This is a genomic window from Bacteroidota bacterium (assembly GCA_016720935.1).
Classification (GTDB): Bacteria; Bacteroidota; Bacteroidia; order AKYH767-A; family 2013-40CM-41-45; genus JADKJP01.
This window is the reverse complement of record JADKJP010000006.1, coordinates 787,467-809,999: the sequence shown is the minus strand read 5'-3', so window position 1 is coordinate 809,999 and position 22,533 is coordinate 787,467. Positions and strand designations below refer to the sequence as shown.

The 22,533-nt window shown below is 42.2% G+C and carries 11 protein-coding genes and 1 pseudogene; 5 read left to right on the top strand and 7 right to left on the bottom strand.

All coding sequences use genetic code 11. The features are described 5' to 3' along the window. Positions 1-176: 176 nt before the first annotated feature. A complete protein-coding gene (gene cphA / locus IPP86_11650) occupies positions 177-2,831 on the bottom strand; it encodes a cyanophycin synthetase (protein ID MBL0139167.1) in 2,655 nt (884 codons plus the stop codon). Positions 2,832-3,022: 191 nt separating this feature from the next. Here cphA and IPP86_11645 point away from each other — a divergent pair, with 191 nt between their 5' ends. Continuing rightward, on the top strand, positions 3,023-3,892 hold the full coding sequence (locus IPP86_11645; GenBank protein ID MBL0139166.1) for a cyanophycinase: 870 nt from the start codon (positions 3,023-3,025) through the stop codon (positions 3,890-3,892). Between the two features lie 278 nt (positions 3,893-4,170). On the opposite strand, the gene IPP86_11640 is transcribed toward IPP86_11645, so the two are convergent. Next, positions 4,171-6,420 carry a fibronectin type III domain-containing protein gene (locus IPP86_11640; protein ID MBL0139165.1) on the bottom strand — a complete coding sequence of 750 codons (2,250 nt, stop codon included), beginning with the start codon at positions 6,418-6,420 and terminating at the stop codon, positions 4,171-4,173. 494 nt (positions 6,421-6,914) lie between these two features. Between IPP86_11640 and IPP86_11635 the strand changes: the two genes are divergently transcribed. The 4 genes from IPP86_11635 to IPP86_11620 all read left to right on the top strand — a co-directional run bounded on the left by IPP86_11635 (position 6,915) and on the right by IPP86_11620 (position 12,930). Beyond that, positions 6,915-7,193, top strand: coding sequence for a hypothetical protein (locus IPP86_11635; protein MBL0139164.1), 279 nt, complete (start codon positions 6,915-6,917; stop codon positions 7,191-7,193). Further along, entirely contained in the window at positions 7,190-7,933 is a 744-nt protein-coding gene (locus IPP86_11630; protein MBL0139163.1) for a T9SS type A sorting domain-containing protein, read from the top strand. The genes IPP86_11635 and IPP86_11630 overlap by 4 nt, the downstream gene beginning before the upstream one ends. Positions 7,934-8,009: 76 nt before the next feature. Beyond that, the gene (locus IPP86_11625) at positions 8,010-9,203 is read left to right on the top strand and encodes an aminotransferase class V-fold PLP-dependent enzyme (protein ID MBL0139162.1); all 1,194 of its coding nucleotides are present in this window, start codon (positions 8,010-8,012) and stop codon (positions 9,201-9,203) included. Positions 9,204-9,432: 229 nt separating this feature from the next. Next, positions 9,433-12,930, top strand: a complete 3,498-nt coding sequence (locus IPP86_11620) for a PKD domain-containing protein (GenBank protein ID MBL0139161.1) — start codon at positions 9,433-9,435, stop codon at positions 12,928-12,930. Between the two features lie 34 nt (positions 12,931-12,964). Here the strand turns inward: IPP86_11620 and asnB are convergent, their stop codons facing one another. The 5 genes and pseudogenes from asnB to carB form a co-directional block, all read right to left on the bottom strand. Next, on the bottom strand, positions 12,965-14,791 hold the full coding sequence (asnB, locus tag IPP86_11615) for an asparagine synthase (glutamine-hydrolyzing) (GenBank protein ID MBL0139160.1): 1,827 nt from the start codon (positions 14,789-14,791) through the stop codon (positions 12,965-12,967). Between the two features lie 255 nt (positions 14,792-15,046). Then, positions 15,047-16,351, bottom strand: a complete 1,305-nt coding sequence (locus IPP86_11610) for a glycosyltransferase (protein MBL0139159.1) — start codon at positions 16,349-16,351, stop codon at positions 15,047-15,049. A 42-nt stretch (positions 16,352-16,393) separates the two neighbouring features. Continuing rightward, positions 16,394-18,877: a YfhO family protein gene (locus IPP86_11605; GenBank protein MBL0139158.1), complete on the bottom strand. Its 2,484-nt coding sequence runs from the start codon at positions 18,875-18,877 to the stop codon at positions 16,394-16,396. A 402-nt stretch (positions 18,878-19,279) separates the two neighbouring features. Then, entirely contained in the window at positions 19,280-19,519 is a 240-nt protein-coding gene (locus IPP86_11600; GenBank protein MBL0139157.1) for a DUF4834 family protein, read from the bottom strand. A gap of 75 nt (positions 19,520-19,594) precedes the next feature. Continuing rightward, a pseudogene (gene carB, locus IPP86_11595) lies at positions 19,595-22,412 on the bottom strand (carbamoyl-phosphate synthase large subunit). Positions 22,413-22,533 lie beyond the last annotated feature (121 nt).

The following is a 22,533-nucleotide window of genomic DNA, read 5'->3' as shown; positions in this document are numbered from 1 at the left end:
ATCCTGATCTCCGGATTTTACCCTTGTAATTTTGATGCGATAAAAATGTAATAAAAAACCCTGCTTCGTGTGGAAGCAGGGTTAAATTTTCAACAATTCAATATGAATAAATCAAATTGATATTGAAGTAATTAAGTTAAAAAGTACAGTCAACTTATTACTCTTTAAAAGGCATATTAAAGGATGACCGGAGATGGTATATCCTCCTTCTGAATTATAAAGTGATCCTCTTCTTCCTTATACTTCATAATCTGACCCAATGCATCCGGAACCACATCGCTGCAAATGGTGATGAAAGATCCTTTTTTCGCGTTTCGTAATGCATATTCAATCGCTTCCGATTCTTTTGGCATTACTGTCACCTTCTTTTTCGCATCGTGCATCTGAACACCTTTCATCATGAGATCAATGATCTCCTGCTCAGAACGGCCACGGAGATTTTTATCCTGACGAATAATAATTTCATCAAACATCTGAGAAGCGAGTGATCCGAGTGAAATAATATCCTCATCCCTCCTGTCACCAACACCGGCGATGATACCGACTTTTGGTTTTGCATCGATACGATCGAGGAATCTGGCTATCGCCTGGAATCCGGCAGGGTTGTGCGCGTAATCGACCATCACTTCGAAATTCTTGAACTTGAACATATTCATTCGTCCCGGAGTCAATGAAGGTGAAGGGATAAATGTTTCCAAAGCAAGACGCATATCATCCACTTTAAATCCGCTCACAAAACCCGCAATCACTGCCGGAAGAATATTCTGAATCATAAAGATCGCCTTACCGGAAAAGGTAAGAGGAATGTTTACCACTTTATGTACACGAATCTTCCATGTTCCTTTGCAAATGGTCACATATCCGTTTTCTACAATTGCCGCGATACCACCTTTTTCACAATGCTTAAGGATTCTTGGATTGTGTTCATCCAGACTGAACAATGCGACATTACTGCTTACAGTTTTACGCATCTCATAAACCAGGTCATCATCCGCATTCAAAATCGCGTAACCATCCGGAAGTACACTCTCAGCGACAACACCTTTTACTCTCGCCATTTCTTCAATGGTATTGATGTCTTTCAGTCCAAGGTGATCCGCGGCGACATTGGTAACGATACCAATATCACAGTTGTGAAAACCAAGTCCGGCTTTCAGAATTCCGCCACGTGCGCATTCCAGCACCGCGAAATCAACAGTAGGATCTTTCAATACAAATTCGGCACTGATCGGACCAGTACAATCACCGGCTTCGACCATTTGATTCTGAATATAGATTCCGTCCGTTGTTGTAAATCCGACTTTATGTCCCATAGTTTTCACCATGTGTGCCATCAGTCGTGTAGTGGTAGTTTTTCCATTCGTTCCTGTAATCGCGATGATCGGAATTCGTGAACTCACTCCCGGAGGATAGAGCATATCAATGACCGGCTCGGCAACGTTTCTTGGCAATCCCTCTGCAGGTGCAATGTGCATGCGGAATCCCGGACCTGCATTTACTTCAAGCACGGCACCACCATTTTCATGCATGGGAACACTGATATCCGGAGTCATGATATCGATACCGCAAATATCCAGACCAATGATTCTTGCAATTCGCTCCGCCATGAAGACATTGTACGGATGCACAATGTCAGTGACATCCGTGGAAGTTCCGCCAGTACTTAAATTCGCTGTGCGTTTCAGGTGAAGCTCCTCCCCTTTCTTCAAGACTGATTCAAGTGTGAGTTCCTTTTCCTGCAACATCGCCAGAGTAGTATCGTCAATCTTGATCGATGTCAAAACTTTTTCATGACCATATCCTCTTCTCGGATCTTTGTTGACATTTTCGATCAACTGCTGAATGGTATGTTTTCCATCACCGGTAACCATCGCCGGAGTACGTTTCGCTCCCGCGACAAATTTGTAATCAATCACCAACAAGCGATGATCATAACCTGTGATAAATTTTTCTACAATCACACCACGGGAAATTCTTTTCGCCGCTGCAAGAGCGGTGACAGCATCCTCCCATGTTGTGACATTGATGGTTGCTCCTCTTCCGTGATTTCCGCCAACAGGCTTTAATACTACAGGATAACCAATACGACGAATCGCCGACTCCAGATCTTCTTCATCGTAAACAACACGTCCACGTGGAACAGGAACAGATGCGGCTTCGAGAAGATTTTTTGTTTCTTCTTTATCACATGCAACTTCAACAGCAATAGAACTTGTTGTACTTGCCACCGTCGCCTGAATGCGACGTTGATTTTTTCCATATCCCAATTGCACCAGAGAATGACGGTTCAGACGGATCCATGGAATTTTGCGTTTGATCGCTTCTTCAACAATGGAACCTGTAGAAGGACCCAGACGTTCTTCTTCACGCAATTCACGCAATCGCTGGATATCCTCATCAATATTTAAGACATCACCATGCACCATTTCGCCGCAAATTCTTACTGCTGCTCTTGCCGCGTACACACCCACTTTTTCTTCCATGTAACTAAACACGACATTGTACACACCGTGTTGTCCGGTACTTCTAGTTCTTCCAAAACCGGTATCCATCCCTGCGAGTGTCTGCAACTCCAGTGCAAGATGTTCAATCACATGTCCCATCCAGGTACCTTCGCGAACACGTTTAAAAAAACCACCTGCATGTCCTTCCGAACATTCGTGTTCAAAAAGTGTGGGAAAGGTTTTCTCAAGCCTTTCAGCAAAACCCTGGATTTTATTGGTAGGCAAATCCTCCAATTCTTCAATATCCAGCTTCATCACAATCAGTTTGTGGCGGCGAATTGACCAGTAATTCGGGCCTTTCATGGCGCGTATTTCGACGATTTTCATACTTGGTAGGGTATTTTTACAAAATAACAGACGTTCAAAGTAGCGAGATTTTGCGAAAAGTCAAAGAAAACATGAAATATTGCTCATTTCTGAATCTTTCAGCTGGGAAAAACGTTGAAAACACTTGTCAGAAAAGGGCTCTATTCGGACTGGAATTTTATCTTTGCGCCCGATTATTCTTAATCTAAATTATGGAAATCCCAAAAGGAAAGCTGTTTTCCATCGGTGGTAATGAGGACAAAGGCACTGAGCCGGAACCGAATTATGCACAGAAAAACAATCTTAATTTTTTTGAGCTTCAGATTCTGAGCCGTATCATGCACGAAGCAGGCGGTCACGATGCATATATTGAAGTCATCACCAGTGCCTCTTCTATTCCTGAAGAAGTCGGACAAAATTATCTCGACGCGTTTGGAAAACTGGGCGGAAAGAAAATCAGGGTCATGGATATCCGTAACCGTGAAGATGCTCAAAAACCGGAAATACTCGAACGGATTCGGAATTGCGACAGTGTACTCATGAGTGGCGGGAATCAATTGCGCCTCTCTTCCATCTTTGGCGGAACTGAATTTCTCGAAATACTCTCCGAACGCTACATGCACGAAACCGGATTCGTTATCGCCGGAACAAGCGCGGGTGCAATGGCCATGTCAAATACCATGATTTACCAGGGTAGCAGTTCTGAAGCTTTGCTGAAAGGCGAAGTGAAAATTACAACCGGACTCGGTTTCATGAAGGATGTGATCATCGATTCTCATTTTGTAAAACGCGGACGATTTGGTCGTCTCACTCAGGCTGTTGCCGCCAACCCTTCCTGTACAGGAATTGGTTTGGGAGAAGATACTGGCGTACTCGTTACAGAAGGCCGTTACATGGAAGCTGTTGGTTCAGGTTTGATCATCATCATTGATGGACATAACATTCGCCATACCAACATTGCTGATCTGAAAGAAGGATCCCCTATCTCCATTGAAAACCTTATCGTGCATGTTATGGCGAAAGGAAATCATTTCGATCTTAAAGAACGTAAGTTCTACGCGGAAGCAATGGTGAATAAATAAGAAATCAATTTCTGAAAAAATATTAAAGCGGCTTTTGCCGCTTTTTTTATAGCCATAGGTTTTATTTAAAAGCTCATTGTGGCACTTTAAACATTGCTGAAGAATTTTGTTACACAAAGTTCACTATGATTTATATACAAAACCGCTTGGTGTACTTTGTGTCACCTTAGTGTCGCTTTGTGATACAATATTTTTTCAACCAGGTATAATTAAAATAAAATTGCCTCCTGAAAAATCAATTCACATGATCCCTCAGAAGGCAATTAAACCTGACCGAATTAATTCTTAATAATTCTCTGGAAATATTTTTCTCCTGAAAAATCAAGTTTCAGAATATATAATCCTTTTGATAAACTATTTTGATCCATATTTACACTGATCGTATTGCTTCCGCTTACTGCAGATTCAGTTTTCGAATAAACAATCTGTCCGGTGAGTGAGTAGATCGATATTGAAACCGGCTCAGTATTTTCGGTTTGAAATTCTATGTTCAACAGATCGTTGACAGGATTGGGGTAAACCTGCAATTGGTATTTAACCGCAACGGCATCCACACCTTGTACTTCACCTACACGAGCCGTGGCCGACCAGCAATAATTAATTGAAGTACTGCTTGCAGCAGCTCCGGCATGAGTCGTTAAACCCATCGCTTCTTCAATTGTACGCAAAACGTTGTAATGATTAATGGTTTGCGCATAAGTACCGGTGAGAACATGAGCACCATAAAACACAGTGAAGATTTTATTGGTTGATGTAAAATCATCTTCATCGTATGTAACAATCAGCAAAGAATTGTTTGCCGGGTTGGCACAATACTGTTTGTAAGCATCCAGATTATTTTGAACCCAACGATCAAATTGTGTGGTGCGATTACTGATCGGGGCGCACACATCATGACCATCGTTACACAAATCAGGAATAACAAAACTGACACCCGGAAGTGAACTGTAATTTGTAGGGAAGCTTGTGAATGGTTGGTTCAGGGTTGTAGAAACCTGGTTCGTACCTGTTCCCATCCAGTTCGCTACAGCATTGTGTTTGCGGACATACAAACCTGATGAACCTCCATCATATCCTACAGAAGGCAAACCTTCTGAATAATTGATAAAAGATTTTCCGGCATTCACCAGTTCGCGTGCAAGATTCGCTGAAGTAAAATGCGCGGACGGTGTATTATCATCTGTCACTCCCTGATTTGAACCTGAGAACAATTGCAGATAATTCGGCTGACTCGGATGCGTAATTGCATAAGAATTCGAAAACTTCGCGCCTGCATTTGCAAGACTGTTGATATATGGCGCGGCAGCGCTTCCATTCACAGAACTTGCATTAGTATTCTCTCCAATTACTACAACAATGTGAGTAAACGCGGGAACAGCTATTCCCGGAGTGCCATTTGTCGTGAACGAAGAGCTGGAGCTAAATGCACTTGATCCGGAACTGCAAACTGTCTGTACCTGGAATTCATACAATGTAGTCGCTGTCAATCCGGATATAGCGAGTGAATTGGTACTTGCATTCGCGGAAGTCCATGTAGTGGTACCGGATTTCCGGTATTGCACTTTATAACTTGTGGCAGCAGAAACAGTGTTCCAGTTCAGAGTAGCTGTAGTTGTACCCATATTGCTCACGGATAAACCTGCCGGAAGATCACATGCAGTACCGGTTCCGGCCAAAGTGGTAAACCATCCGCTTTGAGAAAATGCACTCACTCCGGAAGGACAAACCGACTGAACAATGAATTCATAATTTGAAGAAGGCTGCAAACCGGTGATTGTAAGTGCTGTTGTACTCGTACTGATTGGTGCCGAATAAGCAGCTCCAATATTTCTGATTCTGTATTCTACATTATAACTCGTCGCTCCCGATATTCCAACCCAATAAGGACTTGCAGAGGTTGCAGTTTTATTCAAGGTTCCAAACTGATTTACATCCGGAATTCCACATGTACTTGCGGCTGTTGTATTACCGAGTAACTGCAATTCAAAAGTCACGTCGCTAGAACTTGCTGAACGATTGTGTACTTCCGCGGCGATTACATTATTTCCATTGATGAAAAGTGAGTTCGCCAATGTTGTTGTCAACACAGAACTTCCATCATCCGAACAAGTACTCGAAGCCCTGGTGTTATAAGCAATTGTTCCCGTAGGCATGTTGTTGCGGTACACTTCTGTACCGTTCACATACACCACGATACCGTCATCTCGTCTCACTTTGAGCGTCAGACTGGAATACTGTGTTGGATTTGAAATGCTGACTGTTTTTCTAAAATAGTAGGCCAGCTTGCCACTTGTAATTTTTGTCACAGGACTATCTCCAAAACCCAGTTCTGCAGCGCCTTGCGACCAGGTGGCATCGTTGAATGAAGCTAATCTCCAATTTGTGCCCTGATTCGATCCGTTGTCAAGATACTTGAAAACGGAATTCGCGGGAATCAATGTTGTTGTTTGTGCATTTGAGGTGAATGCTGCAAATGCAAATAGCAGGATGAACCATCCTGGCAATACCCTGGTAAATAATTTTTTCATTGCTCGATCATTTAAACTGTTTAATTCTCCCGGCACCTTCGCAGAATAAAAAGAGGTTGCCGTGTATTTCACAGACTCATGTGAAATAATTGTGCCTTAAATTTTCAGAATGAATTTCAACAAAAACGATTTGAGTTGAGGAATAAATTACCCATGATGGGATATTCATTTAAAGCCCAGATTCCCCACTCTACAATCTTGTCATCAGCATGAAGACATTCTGGATTTTCTCTCTTGTTTTCTCCAGAATTATTTCAGAATAAAAAGGAAATTTCATTCTAAATTCTTATCAATATCCTGCGAAAAAACAGGAAACCATAAACATATTTTCAATAGAATAAAACCAAATACTGTAGACGATCCACAGAGTTGATTCTTCCGAAAAAATAATATTCAGTTGCAACTCAAACTGCACGGAGTATTCTCTGACAGGAATCATTGCATTCACTTTGAAATAAGAGTAAATTATTAGAATTAAAATTAAATCCAAAGCCATGAAAACTTCTCTACTAACCATTCTGAGTTTGGTATTCATTGCACTGACCGGCAATGCACAGATTACGCTGACCAGCTCCTGTACTCCTGTACCGGGTGATATCTTTTATTCTCAAGGCTGTGATACGACCGGAGTACTACAAGGCAATAGTGGCGCGAATGTTCAATGGAATTTCTCTTCACTTGTTCCGGATGGAACACCTGTCGTTGCAAATTATGTGGATCCGGCTACCACGTCCGGCTCATCATTTTTCCGGGAACAACAGTTGCGCACATGATAGACAGCACGATGGCCATGTATTATACGGTGACAAGTAACGCGTATGTATTTAACGGCATTTCCGGAAGTGTTTTTCTCGAACAATTCAGTGATCCGCAAACGATGTTAGAATTTCCGTTCACCTACAATTCAACTTTCACGGATCCCTTTGAAGCAGTTGGTTCCGCATTTGGTTTCCCATCCTATCATTCCGGAACTTCAGAAGTAACGGCTGATGGCTATGGTTCACTGGTATTACCGGAAGCTACTTATCAGAATGTACTTCGTATAAAAGCGATTGTGTCCTCAATGGATTCAAGCAATATTTTTGGTCAGATCACATTGACTTATGATTATAATGAAAGTTATAATTGGTATGCCGATGGAATCCGGGAGCCCATATTTCAAATTGTATTCTCTTCCAATACTTCTCAGGGAAATACGACCTATTCAAAAGCTGTTGGCTACAGAACTCAAAATACAAGCATTCCTAATGCAGCAGTTGGAGAAGATGTAATTATTTTCCCTAATCCGGCTTCCGACCAGACGCAATTGAAAATTAACTCAGCGACAATTCAAAACGCAAAGATAAATATCTATGATCTGAACGGCAGAATAGTAAGAACGGTTCATAATGGAAACATCAATTCCGGCGAGAATTATTTCAAAATTTCAACTGCGGATCTTTGTTCCGGAGTGTATGAATTGCAGTTGATTACCAACACACAAAACCACATGTATAAATTATCCGTGAGGTAGAGCACACATTTCATAAAATGAGTTAAATTCATAGTAAAGGGAAATTCATGTGCGCAAATTTTTGTTCATTTGCCACATGAATTTCCCTTCCTACTCCACTTACGCCAAACACTGGCAATTAAACCCTGAAATAGTTTTTCTCAATCACGGTTCTTTTGGCGCATGTCCAATCAAAGTGCTGGAAAAGCAAAATACTTATCGGACCCAAATGGAATCTGATCCTGTCCGTTTCATGGTTGAGGATCTGGAGGAATTGGCCTGGCAATCAAAAGAAACGCTTGCCAGATTCACCGGCTGTAAAGCAAAAGATCTCGTATTTGTCCCGAATGCCACGACCGGTGTGAATCTGGTTTTGAAGAATCTGAGTCTGAATCCCGGTGATGAAATCCTTACGCATAATCACAATTACTCGGCATGTAACAATGCCTTGCTGGCTTTTGCGCAAAAATGGAAAGCGAATGTAATCACCGCTTCAGTTCCCTTTCCATTGAAAACAGAAGATGAAATTATTGATGCTTTTGTAAAGGCCATCACGCCTAAAACCCGGCTCGCATTAATTGATCACGTCACTTCCGCAACAGGAATCATTTTCCCCGTCAAAAAACTCACGAAAATTTTACAGGAAAAAGGAATTGTTGTCATCATCGATGGTGCTCATGCTCCGGGCATGCTGGATCTTGATATCGACAATATCGGTGCTGAATTCTATACAGGAAATTGTCACAAATGGATTTGTTCGCCGAAAGGTTCCGCTTTGCTTCACGTTCGCGAAGACAGACAAAAGAATTTTCTCCCTTTGACAACAGGACATTCTTATGACAGACCTCTTGAAGAAAGAAAATGGTCAGGTCAATTTTTCTGGCCGGGAACAAATGATTACAGTGCCTCCTTGTGTGTAGCAGACGCTATCGAATACATGGGATCCATGCTGCAGAACTGGCCCACCTTACGTAAACACAATCATGATTTGCTGATCCAGGGCAGGAACAAAATCCTGCAAGCCCTTAATACCGAAGCCCCGGCACCGGACGAATTGCTTGGTTCCCTTTCAACCATTCCATTACCTATTCCTTACGAGCGTCCTGAATATTTCTTTAATCATACTCATCCTTTTGGCAGGATGCTCTACAATAAATACAAAATCCAGATCCCCATCCACGCCTGGCCACATTCCAATCCCCGCATCTGGATCCGCATCTCAGCGCAAGCGTATAACTCTTTGGAGCAGTATGAGTATTTGGGGGAGGTGTTGAGGGAGGCGGGATCATAAAATTGCATAATTGTTCATTTATTGGGTACGTTATTAAAGAACGAAGATTGCGAACTATATTACCCTCTTTTTTTGTGAAATAATTAATATTCACCAATATTTTTTGTTAAATATTTCACCTCATGCCGAAATTTGATATATTGCATATGACTTCGGGTCATCATGCAACAATTTAGAAGATTTTTTAATCTTATTTTTTATTTTCTTTTCAAACCCGACTTTTTCACAAATGATGAAATGGTTGGTAAGGGACACTTTCGGGCAATCCTATCTTGTTGATTTCAGCACACCAATTCCAACGGTATCTTCTTCCGCAGCGGGATATGGTTACTCGGTAGCATTAGGTGATAATGAAGACAACAACATCATGACCGATGCCTCAAATAATATTTTGTTCACTCATTTAGTTTACATGAACAATTTCATTGAAGTAAGGGATGCGGGGTATAATGTGATGCCTAATGGAACAGGATTACTATGCAACAATAGTACTCAGGAATCAGCAGTAGTCAGGATTCCCTGTACTACTAATAAATACTACATGGTTCACTCGAGTGTGCTTCCTTCAAATCTATATTATTCTGTAGTCGATATGTCATTGAATTCGGGAAATGGCGATGTTATTCGGAAAAATACTTTAATCGGAAATAATATTGGTGAAGGGAAAACTGTTTCGCATCAACTCCCTACCGGATGTAGATGGTTAATCGTACCAGAAATTATCAGTACCACTCAATACAACATCCTTCGTTATCTGATTTCAGATGTCGGAATCGGTTCACCAACTGTAATTGCAACAGTAACATTTAATCAAACTTTTAATTACGGACCATATGAACTGGAACTATCACCTGACAATACAAAATTAGCCTTTTCGACGCATCGTGACAATCCAAATGATCCTGACATCATTGTGTGGGACTTCGATTTTCTTTCCGGAACTGTATCCAACCGGGTTGACTGGAGTGTTTCTACCGACCAAATTCATGGAATAGAATGGTCACCGGATAATTCCAAATTGTATTATGTAGGAAATGTGACTACTGACGATTCTGATTTTGGAAGAATTAATTTTACTGCAAATGCGGTTGAATTAATCGACCCTTTGATGGGTAGATATATTGGAGTAATTGAACTTGCGGGAAATGGACGACTGTATGTAAGCCCCAATTACAATCAAGACTATCTGGCAGAAGTCGCCAATCCTAATGCAAGTACAATTGCCGGCATTGGATATAATCACAATGGAGTTTTCATTTCCGCATCAGGAATGCGTTCTTCTTTGCCAAGTGCCATTCAAGGGGAATTGCCAGGAACCACAACTACACCTGCTTTTATTTGGTTTGAAGCAAATGCAACAGGCAATTGTTCAGAATACATGTTCCGAGATTCTTCCTGTTTAGGAACATGGTGGGAATGGAATTTTGGTGATGGAGCAACTTCCAATAATGAAATAACGACTCATCATTATTCTAATTCCGGAACCTATGATGTCACACTCAGAATGGTCGCTTGCGGGGATACACTTGTTCTAACAAAGCCGGCATATATCAATGTACTAAACGCAAATCCAAATGCAAGTTTCCAATCTTCAAACTCGCTTTGTCAGGGCGAATTGGTTCAGTTTACCAATAATTCAATAAACGCTAACAATTATCAATGGAACTTCGGAGACGGAACAAATGCCAGTGGTTTTTCTCAATCACATTCTTATTCGTCACAAGGGAATTTCACAATAACATTAATTGCTATTGATACTGTTAGTGGTTGCAGGGATACAATTACCAATACCGTCAACATCAATAGAAAACCTGTATGTTCATTCAATACACAATTAATTTCATGTGATTTGCAGGTGGGATTTACCAACAGTTCGCAGTTTGCCAATAGTTACCTCTGGCAATTCGGTGATGGAACAACAAGTACCAACCAAAATCCGACTCACGCATATTCCAATGCAGGTCCCTACACGATTGTATTGATAGCAACTGATACAACCACCGGTTGTCGTGACACCTCAAATCAAAGTATAAACATTAACAATGCGACAACCGGAAATTTTACGTTCAGTCTTGACACCTGCAGTTTGAATTTTACAGGGAACAATACATCCCAAAACGCTAATTCTTATACCTGGACTTTTGGAGACGGGAATTCCAATTCGCAATCAAATCCTGTTCATACTTATTTGAATTCCGGAACCTATTCTGTTCAACTCATAGCTTCAAATTCTACAACGGGTTGCAGAGATACCATTGCTCAAACAATTACCTTCCCACCACTGCCTTCCAGTTCATTTACCTATCAGGTTACTCCATGTTCAGCGAGCATTCAGTTTACAAATACTTCTACTGCCGGTATTACTTTTAACTGGAATTTCGGAGATGGTATTTCCGGCAATGGCACAAATGCGATACACAATTATACTACCACCGGACAATTTAATGTGTCACTGGTTACAACATCAAACTACGGTTGTAAGGACACTACACAAAACACTATCCAACTATCACCACTTCCTGTGGCTGATTTCACCTATTCAATTCCGCCGTGCAGTACAATAGTTCAATTCTCAAATCAATCATCAAATTATAATTTACAAACATGGACTTTCAGCGATGGCACGACAAATCAGAATGTAAGTCCCAATCATGACTTTGCCACCAGTGGAGTACATTCAGCTACACTTATTATTACAGATGGAAATGGTTGTGTAGATACATTATCTAAAACAATCTCCATCGAACCAAAACCGACCAGTGATTTCATTCTGAATATTGATACCTGTAAATACCAAGTACAACTAATAAATCAATCAACAAATTCAGATTCCTATGTGTGGTATTTTGGTGATCAATCCACTGGCACAAATTCCAATGAAAACCATCAGTACATTAATTCCGGGGATTACACCATCCAACTAAATGCCTCAACAACCAATGGATGTATTGATAGTCTGCAAAAAACAATAAATCTTGCACCATTACCGCACGCGGATTTTCAATTATCTTATCAAACATGCGATTCCGTAATACAGTTATTTAACCTTTCTTCCGCCTCAGCTTCTTACGCCTGGGATTTGGGAGACGGAAATACAAGTACTCAGCAAAATCCTTCGAATACATATGCCAGCTCAGGAAATTACAACATTCAATTGTATGTTGAATCACAGGAGAGTTGTAAAGACACTATCACAAAAAATATTTCTGTGATCCGTTTCACACCGGCATATTTTGAAGCAAACATTGATTCCTGCAATGGACAGCTGGTACTCACGTCTATTGTGGATCAGGTTACATCGTATCAATGGATTTTTAACAGCACCGATACAAGCAAAACAAAGAATCCATCCTTCGAAATACCTTTAACAGGCACTTCTTTTCCATTATCATTGACCGTGAATGAAAACACGCCTTGCGCTAATAAATTAACCAAAATGATTGTTGTTAATACTGAAATTGGAGAAAGAATATTTATTCCAAATTCATTTACACCAAATGGAGATGGCATCAACGATATATTTAAATTATTCGGTTGGAGCAATTGTGATACCTATACCTTTGATATTTTCAACAGATGGGGCGAACAAATTCTTCATTCTGAAGATGCATTGGATGCAACCTGGGACGGAACTTATCTGAACAAAAGATCTCCGGAAGGTATTTATGTATATTTATTGAGAGGAAACAACGTTCAAAAAACCGGCATGATCATGCTCACCAGATAAGGCTCTAAATTTGAGCTTTCAAAAAGAAAAATTCCTATATTTTTTTCAACCAATAATTTAAGACCGCGATTCTCCAAACGAGATTCGCGTTTTTGTTATCTCCCGCATTAAAATCACGGATAATGGAACGTACACGTTGAACATGCAGACGATCTATTTTTTTCTCATCAATATCCATTAGAAATTTCAAAGGTCCTCGCAACCATTTTACCTCGCCGGGAGTGACAAATCCCTTTTTATCTCTTCTGTTAATAATCTGATCAGGCATTATTCCGCTCATGGATTTTCTTAGAATACTTTTTGTTTCTCCATCGTGAATCAAATCCCGGTCATCTAATGAAAAAGCAAACTCAACCAATCGATGATCTAAAAAAGGAACTCTTGATTCTATGCTAAAGGCCATGCTATTCCTATCCTCAAATTGGAGTAAGGTTGGCAGAGAGGTTGTGAATAACAAATGGTATAAAAACTGTTTTAAAGGACTTTCATTTCTTTGCTTCAAATGAAAAGGAATAGCCTGATCCGGTCCAAGAAAAGGAAAATAACTCTTATACTCTAATCCGTATGCCTTTTGTTCGGGGACAAACATTGTGATCATACTTTTTAGAAGTACATCACTCTGCTTCGTCAATGTCATCTTTTGCATTTTTCCATGCGACCGAAATTCACTAAATGCTCTCAAAGGATGAACCGACTTAAACAATCCGCCAATCAAACGATAAAATGAATGCATGTATCCACCCAAATATTCATCACTTCCTTGTCCGTCAAGCAACACTTTAATTTTGTTTTGAGCTGCAAGCTGCATCACGAAATATTGTGATAAAGGGGATGAACCTGCGACAGGAACATCCGCATGATACAAAGCACGATCAAATGATTCACCAACCTGATCCATGGAAGGCTTCATGAAATGCGGCTTCAGTACAGGATACTTTTTGATCACCTCATTTGCCCATGGTCTTTCATCCACCTCATTTTCTCCGTCATAATAAACGGTAAATGTCTGAAAATCTGAAGATGGAAATTCTTTCGCAACAGCAGATGCAATTGCGGAACTATCCAGGCCGCCACTTAAGCAACCTCCCACTTCCACATCGCTGCGCATGTGCAAACGAATACTATCCATGAACAATTCACGAAAACGATCCGCCTTTTCCTGAGCAGTACCTTCAAATCTATTTCCTTCCGGGACATCCCAGTATTTCTCGATTTTAATTTGTCCATTCCGAAAAATCAGGTTCGATGCAGCAGGCAATGCTTTTAAAACTTCAAAATAAGTTTCATCCGCATAGGTATTCCAACCCATTTGCAATCCACGACTGACCTGAGCCCAATTGACATTATTCGTAAATAAAGGAGATGGCTTTAAAGCTTTGTATTCAGAACCAAAATAAAACCTGTCACCTTCATTCAGGTAAAAAAAAGGTTTTATTCCAAACCGGTCACGTGAACAAAAAAGATATTTTGATTCATGATCCCATAAAGCGAAGGCCCACATTCCAACAAAGTGCTGAACACAATTTTCTCCATACTCCCGATAACTCGCCAATATCACCTCCGTATCCGAAGCGGTCTTAAAGCGATAACCTTTTTGAATTAATGTTTCACGAAGTTCTTTGTAATTATAGATCTCTCCATTGTAGACAATGCTTGCATTGAAATAATGCATCGGCTGATTACCATCGGCGCTCAGATCAATGATGCTGAGGCGGTTCTGACCAATTGCCATGGACTCGTGGAAATAAGTTCCTCTTGCATCCGGACCGCGGTGGGCAATGGAACTCAACATGCGTTCCAGCAGAGCCGGAGCATCCTGAGCACTTATTCGGGGATCAATAAAACCTGCTATGCCGCACACGTGTACTTAGTTATTGGTTATTGGTTATTGGTTATTAGTTATTAGTGGTTGGTGCTTAGTGGTTGGTGCTTAGTGGTTGGTGCTTAGTGGTTGGTGCTTAGTGGTTGGTGCTTAGTGGTTGGCGCTTAGTGGTTGGTGAAGGTAATAAGACTGATAAGCATTCTATCAGTTTCGAATATAATTTTATCCTATAATCATATCTAAACTTCATAATTTATATCCAACAACTAACAACTAACCACTAACAACTAACAACTAAAATCCATTCACTATCAAAGCCGCCAGCATCTTGGTTAGCTCCTTACGTGAATACTTTTCGGAGTTGACGCTGCCGTCTCTGAAAGACGAATTCTTCTCCCATCGGTTCACAGCATCCTTCAGCCAGATTTCCAGTTCATTCGCCTGCTCCCGGGAAAACATTTTCCCGGCATTGCATTCATTCATTATCCTCGCTGCATCACCATCAACCGGACCAATGCCCAGTATCGGACGTTTCGCACCGATGTATTCGAACAATTTTCCGGTGAGAATCCCTTTATCATTCTGAATATGCGGAATGATCAGCAACAGCAAACTGGATTTCTGCATGTAACGAATCGCTTCATCATGCGAAACATGTCCGATGATCTCTGTATGACTCTTTAAATTATATTTCTCGAGGTATTCAAGCACTTGTCCGCTCACACTTCCAACAAAACGAATCCCTAAAGGAAATGCAGGAAACTGCTGTTTCAATTTACTAACCGAAGAAAAGAAGATCTCCGAATTATAAGAGTCCGCGATGGTACCAACATAGGTAATCAGAAACTTATCTTTCACCGGCTCCACCCCTGCTTCAAAATCCACATCATCAAATCCATTCGGGATCACGTGCACTTTGGCGGCAGCAATGGCATTTGATTTTTGCAGAAATAATCTCTTGATATCATCACTCACAACAATTGCTGCAGAACACTGCTCGAGTACCGCTCGCTCCAGTCTCTTGTCCTTCGCTTTTGCAAACGGAGTGTGTAACATTTCCTTGTAATAATAAATATCCGTCCATGGATCACGCAGATCCGCTATCCAGTTGAGTTTCGGGAATTTCTTTTTCAGCGCTAAACCGATCAGCTGTGAGCTGTGGGGCGGACTCGAAATCACCACCGTATCAATATTCTGTTCTGTGATAATCTTTGATGCAGCCTTCAAAGCATAATCCACCCAGCCTTTCCGCGCATCGGGAATGAAAAAATTACCACGGATAAATCGTAAAACTTTTTGTGAAAATTTCTCCTTACCGGGATTCGCGAAACCGCCGTAAGGAATTTTACTCTTGCTAGTGACCTTCGATAAAATCTGCAAGGCTTCAAAAGAATCCGTGCGGACTATTTCCAGATCCTTCGGAACTTCTTTGAGCAGACTGCTGTCTGTAAGCGGATACGTTGCTTTGTTTTCATCGACCGTAAGCACCACGGGCTGAATCTGAAATTCAGGCAGGTACTTCACGAACTTCAGTGATCGCTGTACCCCCGCTCCACCGCTTGGCGGCCAGTAGTAGGTGATGTACAGAATTTTCTTCATTCGCTCCGTTCGATACTTAATTCAGCATTAAAAAACTATTCCTCAGGCAGCCTGAGATGATTTCCCCTTCTTCCACTCCATCCAACCCAATCCCCCCACCAGGAGAATCAACAATGCCGAACTGGCCAAGGCAATCTTTTCTCCTGTCTTCACAACAGTCGGTTCGAATTTCCATTCGATCGTGTGTGATCCTGCGGGAACACGCATGCCGCGCAATACATAATTGACACGGGCATACGGAACTTCTTTGCCGTCAACATAAGCGATCCAGCCTTTGTCGTAATAGATTTCAGAGAAAACTGCGAACTGATCCGAAGATGAATTCATCGAATAGATCAGATGATTCGGCTGATATTTCGTGAGCTTAATTGTCGCAGCGGAATCATTGCCCGGCTGAAAACCAGTGATCTGCTCATTGAAACGCTGATCAATCACCGCTGTCCTTGCAGGATCAAATGAATTCAATGAAGCGATTTCTGAATCCGCGTTGGCAACCACTTTGAATTCCTTTACAAACCACGCGTTACCCAACGCACCCGGATTCTGCAATGGAGCCGCATCCGGATTGTAGATAATGTATTTTGTGTTCAACATGTTCAATGCAGGCTGACCACCCAACACGGCCATGAAGGATGAATCCGGCTTTTGCATTCCTGTTTTCAAAGCGGCAAGCTCCGGAGTCAGACTGTAATCAATAAGCTCTTTGTAACGCTTCAGTTTCGCTCCGTGGTAACCACCAATCGACTGATGATAATACGAAGTACTCGCATCGTTAAATACATTCGCCGCGAGATTCAGGACACGATAACTTTGTGTAGTATCCTGCTTGATCATCTGATCCGCCTGCGACATCGGGAAGGGAACAGCATTCGCACTCTTCTTCACAAAATCTTCCGTCAGGAGATAACGCTTGCCAACAGGCGCGAGATCCAGAACGATCAGGAACATCAAACCATACACAAAGATCTCTTTTGAATAACGGTAACGCAGATATGTCCAGATTAAAGCACAGGCAAGAAGAATAAACATAAAGCTCCTCACCGCGTCGCTCACCACAATGTGCTTACGCGCATCGGAAAGATTGCTGAAGAAAGCGTCAATAACATCCTGACCGATATTTTTTCCCTGAACAGATGCAGTCACCTGATCGTATTCCGTCGGCGTATAGAAAGAAGTAAACACTCCCGGAGCCACACACATCAGACCGATCACCGCAAGCACTCCGCCCAGCGTATACATCAATTGCTTTTTGTATTTGGTAAAGAAATCTGTTTCCTTCACCATTTTGTCCACCGCAAGAATCGCAAGCAAGGGGAATGTGAATTCCAGAATGACAAGCGTTGTCGTCACCGCCCGGAACTTATCATAACCCGGAACATTGTCGAGGAAGAAATTCGTGAACGACATAAAATTCTTTCCCCATGACAGCAACAAAAACAAAAGACTGGAAGCCAGCAGCCACCATTTCATCGGACCCTTCACAACAAACAATCCCAGCACAAAAAGCAAACACACAATCGCTCCAAGATACAGTGGTCCGCCTACGAAAGGCTGATCACCGAAATAAGAACTGAACTGCGCGATATTCTGTTTGTAATTTTCATCCAGACCTTTCAAAGCATCTTTGTTGTTCTTCGCGATGCCTTCACTCGCTCCTCCTTTAAAATCCGGGACAAGGAATGTCCAGCTTTCACCGATACCATAACTCCAGTCGGTGATGTAATCACGATCCAAACCGGTTGTCTGGTTTTCTTTATCCGCTTTCAACTCAGACGGACCACGCGTAGAATATTTTCCATATTCCTGTGTCGCCCACAGATTCGTGATGTTCGTGGCAACTGCCAGAATCGCCATAACTCCCAGCAGCGCGGTAGCTTTCACAAACTGAGGAATCCTTTTCTCTTTAAATGCCGAATACAATTCCGCTATCCCCAGAATCACGACCATCAGCATCAGGTAATACGTGATCTGCACGTGATTCGCGTTCAGTTCCAATGCGAGGAACAAACCCGTGAGCGCCGCGCCCAGCCACATTCGTCCCCGATAAGTCATGATGATCCCGGCAATCACAGGAGCCATGTACCCGATCGCATGGACCTTGGTATTGTGCCCCGTCACCAGGAAGATGATGAGATAAGAACTAAACGCGAAGGCCAGCGATCCGATTATCGAAACACGGTTGTCGACCTTCAAGGTCACCAGCAGAAAATAAAATCCAACCAGCAACAGGAAAAACAAATTCGCCGGAGCCGGCAAAAATAAAATCGCTTTATCAATATACTGAATCAGATTCGCTCCATACACCGCCGAAATCTGATACCCCGGCATTCCGCCAAACATGGAATTCGTCCAATACGTCTTCTCTCCTGTCTTGTCCTGAAACGAAACAATCTCCTGCGCCATCCCCTTCCAGTTGTTCGTATCACTCTGTCTTAATTCTTTGCCTTCCAGCAATGGGAAAAAGTAAATAAAAGTTATTACCAGGAAAGCGACAATGGCAATAATGTGTGGCAGGAATTTCTTCATATTTTTGAATTGAAGGGGAAATGAGTTATTGGTTATTCGGTTATTAAGTTATTAAGTTATTAAGTTATTGAGTTATTGGGTTATTGAGTTATTGGGTTATTGGGTTATTGAGTTATTGAGTTATTGAGTTATTGGGTTATTGGGTTATTGGGTTATTAAGTTATTGGGTTATTGGGTTATTGGGTTATTGGGTTATTGGGTTATTAAGTTATTGGGTTATTGGGTTATTTAGTTACTATGATAAAAATCCAATCTACATTCTACATTCCACATTCCACAATCAACAATCCAATCAATCTACAATCCAATCAACAATCAACAATCTGCAATCTAAAATAAATCAACAATCAACAATCCAGACAATCTACAATCAATCAACAATCAACAATCTAAAATCAACAATTAATCCACCTCCTCATAATCCACATACTCCCCCTCATCCTTCATCTTCTTTTTACCGGGAGGAATATTTTCGACGTAGACTTTTCCTTCCTCTTTGCGTTTTCTTTCTTCCATCTCCTGGCGCTTCATGAACTGATCGGCAGCTTTGTTGAAGGCGTTGGTGGAATTAAAAAACACGAATCTCCTCACGGTGCTGAAGAAGAGAATCAGAAGTATTGCTATGATGAGAAATTCCTGCATATGTTTTCTTCTTTGCGCACTTTGTCCCGAGGGAATGAAATTATTTCGTCCCCTCGGGACAAAGGGCGCAAGTTTTTATCGTGATAGATAGAGATTACGTTCGGAATAGACTTTCTGGAAGAAATCATCCTCCAGGTCATCGATGAAATAAATCGCTTCACCCGTTGATTTCATCTCAGGACCCAGCTCCTTATTCACATCCAGAAATTTATCGAAAGAGAAAACAGGAACCTTGATCGCGTAACCATTTTTCTTTGGAGAAAATTTGAAATCCTTCAGTTTGTTTACACCCAGCATCACCTTCGTTGCATAATTAACATAAGGCTCATCGTAAGCCTTGGCGATAAACGGCACCGTACGCGAAGCTCTCGGATTCGCTTCGATTACATACACCGTTTCGTTCTTGATGGCGAACTGGATATTGATCAAACCCTTCACCTGCATCGCCAGCGCGATCTTGCGCGTGATCGCTTCCATCTGCTGAAGCACATTATCGCTCCAGATCAAACGGAGGAAGCACCGCGTTGCTGTCGCCGCTGTGGATTCCCGCCGGTTCAATGTGTTCCATCATTCCGATGATGTACACATCTTCCCCGTCACAAATCGCGTCGGCTTCCGCTTCGATCGCTTTTTCAAGGAAATGATCGAGCAGGATTTTATTATCCGGAATGTCCTGCAGAATTTTAATCACATGCGTTTCCAGCTCTTCCACATTGATCACAATCTTCATGCTTTGTCCGCCCAGCACATAACTCGGACGCACCAGCAATGGGAAACCAAGATCTTTTGAAAGTCCCACCAGCTGATCCGAATTCTCCACTACACCGAATTTCGGGTACGGAATATTCAGATCGCGCAGCAGCGTGGAAAACTGACCACGATCTTCCGCCAGATCCAGCGACTCGAAACTGGTGCCGATAATTTTAATTCCGTATTTATTTAATTTCTCAGCGAGCTTCAGCGCGGTTTGACCGCCCAGCTGTACGATGACACCTTCCGGTTTTTCGTGCTCGATGATCTCGTAAATATGTTCCCAGAAAACCGGTTCGAAATACAGCTTGTCGGCGATATCAAAATCGGTAGAGACCGTCTCCGGATTGCAATTGATCATGATGGTTTCGTAACCTGCTTCTTTCGCAGCGAGAACACCATGCACGCAACTGTAATCGAATTCTATCCCCTGCCCGATCCGGTTCGGACCGGAACCAAGAATCACAATTTTCTTTTTATTGGTCGAGACACTTTCATTTTCCTCATCGAATGTGGAATAGAAATAAGGCGTCTTCGCTTCAAACTCTGCCGCGCAGGTGTCGACCAGTTTCCAAACTCTGCGAATGCCCAGCTCCCCGCGCTTTTTAAACACCTGGCTTTCCAGACAACGCAGCAGATGCGCAACCTGACGATCAGCGTATCCTTTTTTCTTTGCTTCCATCAGCAAAGCGTTCGGAATCGTATCGACTGTATATTTTTCGATTTCCTTTTCAAGTTCGATCAGCTCTTCGATCTGGCGAAGGAACCAGGGATCGATCTTGGTAAGTTTTTGTATTGTATTGAATGAGATGCCCAGTTTGAACGCGTCGTAGATATGGAACAAACGATTCCATCTCGGACGTTCCAGACTGTCGAGGATTTCTTCCTGGTCGCGGATCTCGCGGCCGTCGGCACCCAGACCGTTACGTTTGATCTCGAGCGATTGACAAGCCTTTTGCAAAGCCTCCTGGAAACAACGACCGATACCCATTGCCTCGCCCACAGATTTCATCTGCAAACCAAGGTGACGATCGGTGCCTTTGAACTTATCAAAATTCCAGCGTGGAACTTTCACGATCACATAATCGAGAGTCGGTTCAAAAAACGCGGAAGTACTTTTTGTAATCTGATTTTTTAATTCATCGAGATGATACCCGATGGCCAGTTTGGCTGCGATTTTCGCGATAGGATAACCGGTCGCTTTTGAAGCCAGCGCCGAAGAACGCGAAACACGCGGATTGATTTCGATCACGATGATGTCCTCTTCATTATCCGGATTCACCGAAAACTGAATATTACAACCACCCGCGAAATTTCCGATACCGTTCATACAGCGAATGGCAAGATCACGCATTCTCTGGTAGGTCACATCCGACAATGTCATCGCCGGAGCAACGGTGATGGAATCACCCGTATGAATTCCCATCGGATCAAAATTCTCGATGGAGCAAATGATGATAACGTTTCCGGCGGCGTCGCGAAGAAGTTCCAGTTCGAATTCCTTCCAGCCCATGATAGACTGTTCGATCAATACTTCGTGTACAGGCGATGCATGCAGACCGCGGTTAAGAAAACTGTCGAACTCCTCTTTGGTATGCACAAAACCACCACCCGTTCCGCCGAGTGTGAAGGAGGGACGAATCACCAGCGGAAAACCAATCTCCTGGGCGATTTCTTTTCCTTCGAGGAAAGAAGTCGCTGTTCTTCCTTTGCACACTCCCGCGCCAAGTTCAAGCATGCGTAAGCGGAATTTCTCCCGGTCTTCCGTCATGTTAATGGCATCGATATCGACACCAATAATTTTCACACCATATCGATCCCAGATTCCCGACTTCTGACATTCAATCGCAAGGTTCAAAGCAGTTTGTCCGCCCATGGTAGGCAGCACCGCATCGATTTTATGTTTTTCCAGAATTTCAATGATGGATTTTTTCGTGAGCGGTTTCAGATAAATATTATCCGCCGTCACATGATCCGTCATGATCGTCGCAGGATTGGAATTGATGAGCGTCACTTCAATTCCCTCTTCTTTCAGCGAGCGCGAAGCCTGCGAACCTGAATAATCGAATTCACAAGCCTGTCCGATAATAATCGGACCTGAACCTATGATGAGAACTGATTTAATGGAGAGATCACGTGGCATTTGTCGGAGAACGGGATTAATTGCGTAAAAGCCTTCTTTTTCGTCCGCAAAGGTAATTTTTTCCCCTTCTTAAGGAAGAAAAACTTATTGACAAAATGTTATAATTTGTTAATTATCTGAT

Coding starts and splice junctions, on each gene's coding strand:
- cphA (MBL0139167.1), bottom strand. CDS start 2,831: ATGAAAATCGTCGAAATACGCGCCATGAAAGGCCCGAATTACTGGTCA.
- IPP86_11645 (MBL0139166.1), top strand. CDS start 3,023: ATGGAAATCCCAAAAGGAAAGCTGTTTTCCATCGGTGGTAATGAGGAC.
- IPP86_11640 (MBL0139165.1), bottom strand. CDS start 6,420: ATGAAAAAATTATTTACCAGGGTATTGCCAGGATGGTTCATCCTGCTA.
- IPP86_11635 (MBL0139164.1), top strand. CDS start 6,915: ATGAAAACTTCTCTACTAACCATTCTGAGTTTGGTATTCATTGCACTG.
- IPP86_11630 (MBL0139163.1), top strand. CDS start 7,190: ATGATAGACAGCACGATGGCCATGTATTATACGGTGACAAGTAACGCG.
- IPP86_11625 (MBL0139162.1), top strand. CDS start 8,010: ATGAATTTCCCTTCCTACTCCACTTACGCCAAACACTGGCAATTAAAC.
- IPP86_11620 (MBL0139161.1), top strand. CDS start 9,433: ATGATGAAATGGTTGGTAAGGGACACTTTCGGGCAATCCTATCTTGTT.
- IPP86_11610 (MBL0139159.1), bottom strand. CDS start 16,351: ATGAAGAAAATTCTGTACATCACCTACTACTGGCCGCCAAGCGGTGGA.
- IPP86_11605 (MBL0139158.1), bottom strand. CDS start 18,877: ATGAAGAAATTCCTGCCACACATTATTGCCATTGTCGCTTTCCTGGTA.
- IPP86_11600 (MBL0139157.1), bottom strand. CDS start 19,519: ATGCAGGAATTTCTCATCATAGCAATACTTCTGATTCTCTTCTTCAGC.